We start from the raw sequence: 7,771 nt of genomic DNA, 5'->3' as shown, positions 1-7,771 counted from the left end.
CTCACAGGCCGTTGTATTCGAGACGACAAGCGAGGCTATATCTTTGAATCTCAGCCCATACTCACTCGACTCAATATAGAACCTGAGAACTGGATAAAACTCACAACACAGTTTTCACGTGTATTCCACGGTGCAGTGGGCCGAGAGCGAACAATAACCACTTACTGTGAAACACTGCAAAAACGACGACGAACAAACCTAACAAACTGTGAGCGCTTGTTGGCTTAGTAAAACTCACATTCTCAATTCTCGAATTTCTTACAGCTGAATTTACAGCGCTTTGTTGTGCGCGATAACCCGGTTTTAGTGTAGAGATACGCTCAAGTACTAAAAAATAACCTATCGATACACGCTTTTGACCAAAGTGATGGAAGTGCTTTCATACATTTTTACTTTACGTCCTCAGCTTGGATATTAATAGTGTGATGGGTGTCAGGATATTATTAGGATATCTCAGGATATTAGTGTGGGTGTCAGGATATTAGGATAGTATTAATAGTGATGGGTGTCAGGATATTAATACTCTCAGGATATTAATACTTTACGTCCTCAGTTTGGATATTAATAGTGATGGGTGTCAAGATATTAGGATATTAGGATATTAGGATATTAGGATATTAGGATATTAGGATATTAATAGTGTGGGCAGCATCTGGAAGGCATGTTGTAACTAATATAAGTCAGTCGATTGCTAATAACTCAGCTATTGGTAACGTCGTAGTCTCAGGTAATGTAACTAATCTAGGGCGTAAACTATTAGCACTGGTAGAGTTAGAAACTTACTCATAACAAGCGTTTTATAGTGACTCGCAATGTTCGGCAGCTTCGTTTCGCTCAAGTATAGCCAAGCGCTGTTCACACCTTAACTTGCTTGTTTGCCCATAGAAGTTTTTATACGAAGTTCGTCTAGTACAGCCGACGTCCTAAAACGTTTCTGTCTAAATACAAGTTAGGTGAGCACCTGTTGCCGCAATTGGATTTAAGATATGACATTGCTGTTGAATGGCCGAGTTTGGCACTTATATCTGATTAAGCCCTAGTAGATAAAGTTAAGACTTATTATCCTTCAGAATGAAGATGAGTAATTAGGATAAGCCAAGGCTTGACCCTAATTCTTTTAGTGTTGTGGCTGTGGTGGGAAGTTTGCCAGTAACTCCGAGATGGTTTTGTTTATCGACTCTGTTCTTTTTTCTGGTGACTGGTGGCTACGTAAACGGCCTTCTTTCGCACCGCGCCATATCAGTTGGTTGGACGCTTTATCTATCATGTCTACAACTAATGTGCCCACTTCATACTCACGGGTTGTAGTTTGTGTTTGCCAGCCAAATCCCCAGTAATTCCAACGCGCACCATAGGTGGTGTGTAAAGAGTCCGATTCAATCTTGGTATCCACTGAAGCATGGTAATTAACCAATAAGTCAGCCGACTGCGGATCGGTGAGGGTGAAACCCTGTTTACTCATTTCTTGTTGAATGGCACTGCGGATCCGCTTTTCCATTAAGTCATTCACTTGATACTCACGGCCTTCATTTTTCAAATCGGCTTCGGGCGACCAGGCATAGGTTTTGTAGTTAGCGAATTGTACAGACTTGTCATAATCCCAATCAGGGGTTTTGGCGCAGGCCGCTAACATTAACACCAAAGCGGCGATAACAATATTCTTAAACATGTGTCTTTACTCCTTAGTGGGATGTTTACTCTACCTTAACGTGTTAAGCTGTTAATTGATAGAGACAAAGCATCCCTTGATCATTGCCTCTAAGACCTTAACTTGGAATTAATGTTCCACCTCTATCCAATCTTTTTCGTCTACCCAGTTTTGGCTTCCATGTGCAACACTTCGGATAGGTACCAAGTAGTCACAGCTGATCTGTGGTTTAACCGAAGCAAAAATAGGTACAAACCCAAAGCTTAGCGCAGTTTCGATGATGGCTTTTTGGTTTTGTGGGTCTATATCTGCGGCTTCATCTATGTAAATAGGGATACGATACATCGCTTGCTCTTGATCAGATAATAGGTAGCGAATAAATAGCATGCCACATAAAAGTTTGATTGTGATCCGAGTACCGTTTGAACCTGCCGAGTCAATTTTATCAAAGTGCTCGGTTTCACCCGCACGGTTGACGACTTCAAAGCGAATATCAAAGAGATCGGTGAGTGTCAATCCCGCTTTATCACTTGCAAGTTTAATGATGTGATCTTTCGCCTCGTTAACCGATTTTTCTGAGCTCGGCTGCTCGCTCAGTAGGTCTAAGCTTTCGCCTTTTTCGTATAAATCTGACGTGCTAATAATAGTATCTATGCTATCGACTAACATTTTACGAGGGATCACATTGATCTTAAACGCCTGCAAGTTAGAGATCCGATGCTGGCTTATACCTTTATTAAAACTGTTCATTTCACGACGTAAGCGCTCTAAGTCTTGACGCAGTCCTTTGATGGTTGCAGCCACCTCAGTGAGCGCGACACGTGCTTGTTTATCGACAGCATCTCGCTCGTTATCGAGGTTGTGATACGCGCTGATCAGTTTTTGGTACTTAGTGTTAGCGTCAGATTCGTTTTCAAACTTAGTGATCCCCGCATTGTAGATATGCAAGTAGGTATTACGCACGTTAACGTCTAAGTTTCTAAGTTCATTACATTCTTTATTAAACTGATGGATCACCTCTGACAGGTTATCAAAATCCAGCGTAATTTCGATTTCGTACGGTGCCAGCTTACCCGAATATAGATCTAGTGTGTGGTCGATACGCTCTGACTTCACTTGCTTTAGGCGGTCGGCTTGGCGCACTAACAAGTCTTGCTTGCTTTTAATGATGGAGCGGCGGTCTGAAATTGAACCAGCATTACGTTGAATATCATGTAAATATTCATCAACTTGCTCTCGTTCCATCTCTAGCTGCTCTTTGAGGGCTTGTTGAGCATCGACCGATTGCAACATGGTTTGATATTGCTCAAAGCGTTTCATGGCCGCTTCGGTAGCCATGAGCTCATCATAAAGCGCATCTCGCTCTTTTTGTTTTTCAGCGACGTTTGCCGCAACTTCACGCTGTTGCTTTAAGTCATTAAGCGATTGTTGCAGTGACTCTAGCTGTGCTTGCAGCTGGGCTTTATTCTCACCGCTTTGCATTTGCACTGGACTGAGTTTTTTCAACTTAATAGTAGCGCCAGGTACTTTAAGCTCTCCACCTTGAACTGATTTAGACAGTGACTCTAAAAACGCGCCAAAGGTATCTTCGTCGGTGATGCTAATTTCACCCTGAGAAGTGGTTGAAAACGATAACAAATCTGGATTTAAAATTCGTGATATCTCTTCTACTTCTTTTAAAGACAGATCTTCACGCATACGAGTAAACAAGTTGAACTCAAGATTCTTGAGTTGCAGTTTTAAACTCTTAATTTGCTTTTGCGTTTCGTTGATACGGAAATCAAGAGTATGCAGGCTTTGCCCCTGTGCACTATTGATAGAGAAGGAAAGTTGCTCATATTCCTTTTTCAACAGCGTTAAATTGGTTTTAAGCGTTGCATGATTGGTCAGTTCAAATTCACGTTTTAACGCGTGGAAATCGGTAAACCATTGCTCTATTTGGGTTTGCTTACGCTCGATATCGCGAGACTGTTGGACGTACAGCTGCTGCTTAGACTCAAATTCACGCTTCTCTGCTTCGATATCTTCCAGCTGTGTTGCTAATTCTGCAATTTGCTCGTTGTGATAGTTATCATATTCGACCAAAGCTAAATCTAGTTTTGGTGCGTATGCCGCCAATTTACCTTTTAACACAGCCTCATTTTCAAGCATTTTCTCAAGGGCTGAAATTGGCTCTTGCATTGACTCCAGCGCATTTAGCTCACGGCGAGCGCGGTTGACTTTATCAAAAGCGCGACGCCAGACTTCATAAAAGTCGACTTTCGAGTTCGACATATGGCGTTCGAACACCTTGAGCATAAAGCGTTTTACGTCTTGCGCGCCGAGTTTATGCAGATTCAAAATACGGCGGAATATTTCTTTATATACAGGCGCATCTTGGACATTATTCAGTGGGATCATCTTCAGGTTGATATCACCATCAAATGGCGTGGCTCCGCCTGTGAGTAGGGCATTGAGTTCTTGTGCTTTTAGCTCTACAGGTTTTAGCTGCTTTTCCTGCAAATGATTAAATAGCTTAGTGTACTTGATGATACTTTTACCTTGGGTGTAATCATCAAGATTCAGCTTGCCTTGATAGCAAAAAAACTGGTGTGCGTAACCGGCAATTTTGCCAAGGCCTGCAACGCCAATAACGACATCGCCGTGAGGGAGGTTAGCTTCTAGCAGAATATAGGATTGATCTGATGAAAAATAGAACTTACGCGTTTCCTCTAAATCGTGACCGTCCCACTCTGTCAGCCTTAAATCGTTGATAAGTGGGAACTGCAAGGCATTGATCACTGAGCTTTTACCAGTGTTATTAGGCGCACAGATAGATGCACTTTTATCCAGAGGAATGACACACTTCGCATATCCGGCGGTATTTAATAATGCTAGTTTACTTAAGCCGTACAACTGCTCGCTCATAGCTCGTCCTCAATATCATATTGTTCTTCGTTTACTTCCATTAGCGCGTCAATGTAGCGATAAATCGGTGCAAGTAGCATAAAGCCTTGCTCAACCTCACGGGCAAGACCCAGTCTTACCATACGCAAAAATACGTCCTTTCTAAGATCTGAACCCGAAAAAATCTCAAGCTGATCAAACAGGTGCTTATTGAGTTGTACTATGGTCTGCATTAGCTCCAAATCACAGCTTTCATCAAATAGTACGCGAAGCGGATCTTTACCTTGGTTGGCGTAGTGCTCGATCAAGATATAAATGGTTAGGGCTATCGCCCGGGAGATTTTCCCCATATTTGGCGTGCTTTCATCACTTGCTAGGTAATAAAAGCCTCTAGCATCATGTTGTAAGTCATGGCCTAGTGCAGCAAATAACGCTTGATAGCTTTCTATTTGCTGGTCTAGCTCTTGCCAAAGAGTCGTGTCTTGTTCGCTAATGTGATACCCGCTCACCAGTTTCTTGTTGATGGCTTGGAGCTCATTGAGCATATCTAAATTAATTGTTGTCATCATGCTAATCTTGTTTTGCTTTGGCACTAAATGGATATAAAGAAAAAGTATGTGATGCGATAGTGATCTTACTTTTTTGCTGCTCCTGACTTAAGGTCAAATCTGATTCGTTGATCAGCTTTTGATAAAGGAATAGCATTTCGTCTGCTTCAAGATCAGGATAGCTATCGCTTAAAAAACCCAGAAGTGCTTGGCGCTTTTTACTTGTTTGTTGAAATCTTGTTTTTACTGCATGGTAATCTGGGATGGTTGGGCTTTGATATGCAGGTACATCGTCGTGATCGGGCAGCTGATACTCTTCATGCTCAAATTCAACAAGACTTGCCATATAAGCCACCATGTGACGCTTTTGCCCAAGATTAAAACGTTGAATATCTGAAACAAATTCTGGTTGAACTGGTGAAAGTAACCGGTCAACGCCGCGTTTTCTAATTTGTCCAAGGACTTTAGAGGCTTGTCTTGTAATGAGTGTATTACGGCGCAGCTCCTCTCTCAGTGGCATTAGTAGGTCGGCGCTGCGGCTTAAGCTCTCTCTACCAATGAGGTGCATATCTAAAATTCGTGTTCTGAGTTGCTCCAGCATACGTTTATCTGCAGCGCCACGGCCCAATTGTTCAATCTCGTCAATTTGTTCACTGACCTGAAGCTCTATCTGATCAAAGCAGCGTTGGAACGGGCCATGAATATCGACCATTTCCAACATCGGCTCGATATATTCGTCAAACGCTTCCAATACCGCTTTATACCTCATGCCAAGAGACAGCGTGGAGGTGTCAGACTTAGCTTGTTCAACCAAGTTCATGATAGCGCTTTCGTTATGTTCGAACAGCTTAACAATTTTACGAACGCGTTCGTCCATAATTCGACTAAAACGGCGTAGTTCAGAGTAATCGGCTTCTTCACCAGCTTGCGCTATGCGGTTGCCCAGACGTTCTAGGTCTTTTATCAAAACGGTAATTTCTTCCGCTAAGCCTAGGCTCTCTTCTTGCAGTAAAAAGCTTGCAAAATCAGCAATCGCCCGATTGATCTCCAGCTGGGAAGACTTTGCTAGTGGAATAATTATTTCTTGTTGGAGTAATCGATTGGTTTCTTTATAAATTCGCTCACTAGACCAGCTAGGGTTTTTCTGTTTTAGGATGTTTTGTACATCTTTAAGACTGAAATCAGCGAGCTTAAATCGTTTAAAAAGTAACTCCAATACGCTCCAGTGCTCATTTATTGTATTTAATAATTTTTTTGCTGGGATCATAACTTTCCAGTAGGTAATAGAGAAGTTACATTACTACTTCATCAATTTGTCACAAAATGTTTATCGTACGTAGCATGGGAACTATGATGGTGCTAGAATCCGCCGCGAAAACGAACCCACCCTTTGTTACATTTAATTACAGGTTGTTTACGCATTATGGTTACGCCCATTATTCTAACCCTGATAGCCATCGCTTTTATACTGATCGTTATAGAAGATATTATTCATGTAAACAAGGCCAAAACCACGCTTTTTTTTGGTACTTTATGCTGGATTATCGCCTTTATCTCTCCAATTCATGGTCAAAGCCCAGAAATTGTACAAATTGAGCTAGATCATAACATCCTAGAAATTGCCACATTATGGCTGTTTTTGATGGCGGCGATGACATTTGTTGCCTACCTAAACTCTAAAGGATTCATCCAAAATATTGTTCACCGGATCATGCCAACCCATATTAGCGAACGCAAGCTAATGTTTTTAGTTGGTGCCTTTGCATTTGTGTTTTCTTCAATATCGGACAATATTACCGCGACGCTTATTTCATTAGCTGTAGTCATGTCTTTAAAACTAGACCCGAAAAAGCTAATAAAATATGCGACCTTAATTATATTTAGTGTTAACTCCGGCGGCGTGTCTTTGATCACTGGGGATGTTACTACTTTGATGATATTTTTGGCCGACAAAGTCACAATCCCTGATCTTTTATTGCTGATCATGCCGTCTATGTTGAGTGTATTCGTGCTGGCTGCCATGCTTTCTATTGGTATGAATGAAAAAATTACCTTTGAAAAGGCTGAATTACGCAGAATTGAAAAGACCGACATTACCATTGCACTTATTTTCTTATCGACGATTTTCGCAACATTGTTCTTGAGCGTTCAATACCATGTACCGCCAATGTTGACTTTCCTATTTGGCCTGTCCTTGATGTTTTTAATGGCACAATTTTTAATGCGCAAAAAGGACGTGAATAAAAAAATCATCGACTATATTCGTGAAATTGAATACGACACCTTGTTGTTCTTTGTTGGTGTATTGCTCTTAGTTGGTGCGTTAAAAGAGGTTGGTGTACTGTCTAAGTTTACTGATTTATATCTATACCTTGCGCCAGAGTATGCAAACTATTTGGTGGGTTTGATGAGTGCTGCGGTCGATAACGTGCCATTAACCGCTGCATTATTAAAAGCAGATATTACCATGACCCCTTCACAGTGGTTGACTTTTACCTATGCAACAGGGGTAGGTGGTTCCATGCTTATCATCGGCTCTGCGGCAGGGATCATTGCGATGAGTAAGGTCAAAGCGTTGACTTTTTCAAGTTATCTCAAAATGAGCTTCTATCTACTTATTGCTTACACTGTCGGCTATAGTGGGGCATATTTCGCAGGCCAACTTATTTAACCCGAGATCGGTTTAAGC

At 41.6% G+C, this 7,771-nt stretch carries 5 protein-coding genes and 1 pseudogene; 2 read left to right on the top strand and 4 right to left on the bottom strand.

Translation table 11 applies throughout. The annotated features are described in order from the left end of the window. Window positions 1–228 (top strand): annotated as a pseudogene (locus D9603_RS15650) (transposase); the annotation flags it as partial. 889 nt (window positions 229–1,117) lie between these two features. Here the strand turns inward: D9603_RS15650 and D9603_RS15645 are convergent. From D9603_RS15645 to D9603_RS15630, 4 genes are all read right to left on the bottom strand, one after another. Further along, on the bottom strand, window positions 1,118–1,669 hold the full coding sequence (locus tag D9603_RS15645; protein ID WP_128732012.1) for a DUF4136 domain-containing protein: 552 nt from the start codon (window positions 1,667–1,669) through the stop codon (window positions 1,118–1,120). A 108-nt stretch (window positions 1,670–1,777) separates the two neighbouring features. Further along, window positions 1,778–4,555, bottom strand: a complete 2,778-nt coding sequence (locus D9603_RS15640) for an ATPase (RefSeq protein ID WP_128732011.1) — start codon at window positions 4,553–4,555, stop codon at window positions 1,778–1,780. Then, window positions 4,552–5,100 (bottom strand): hypothetical protein, encoded by a 549-nt coding sequence (locus tag D9603_RS15635; RefSeq protein ID WP_125254401.1) that lies wholly within the window; start codon window positions 5,098–5,100, stop codon window positions 4,552–4,554. Before D9603_RS15635 ends, D9603_RS15640 begins: the two co-directional genes overlap by 4 nt. A gap of 4 nt (window positions 5,101–5,104) precedes the next feature. Further along, complete coding sequence (locus D9603_RS15630; RefSeq protein WP_128732010.1) at window positions 5,105–6,349, bottom strand: hypothetical protein; 1,245 nt, start codon at window positions 6,347–6,349, stop codon at window positions 5,105–5,107. 156 nt (window positions 6,350–6,505) lie between these two features. Between D9603_RS15630 and nhaD the strand changes: the two genes are divergently transcribed. After that, window positions 6,506–7,753, top strand: coding sequence for a sodium:proton antiporter NhaD (gene nhaD / locus D9603_RS15625; protein ID WP_125254397.1), 1,248 nt, complete (start codon window positions 6,506–6,508; stop codon window positions 7,751–7,753). The last annotated feature ends 18 nt before the right edge of the window (window positions 7,754–7,771 follow it).

This window comes from Pseudoalteromonas sp. PS5 (genome assembly GCF_004103255.1).
Taxonomy (GTDB): Bacteria; Pseudomonadota; Gammaproteobacteria; order Enterobacterales; family Alteromonadaceae; genus Pseudoalteromonas; species Pseudoalteromonas peptidolytica.
Note: the sequence above shows the minus strand (reverse complement) of the source record. Positions and strands in the feature narration are given on the sequence as shown.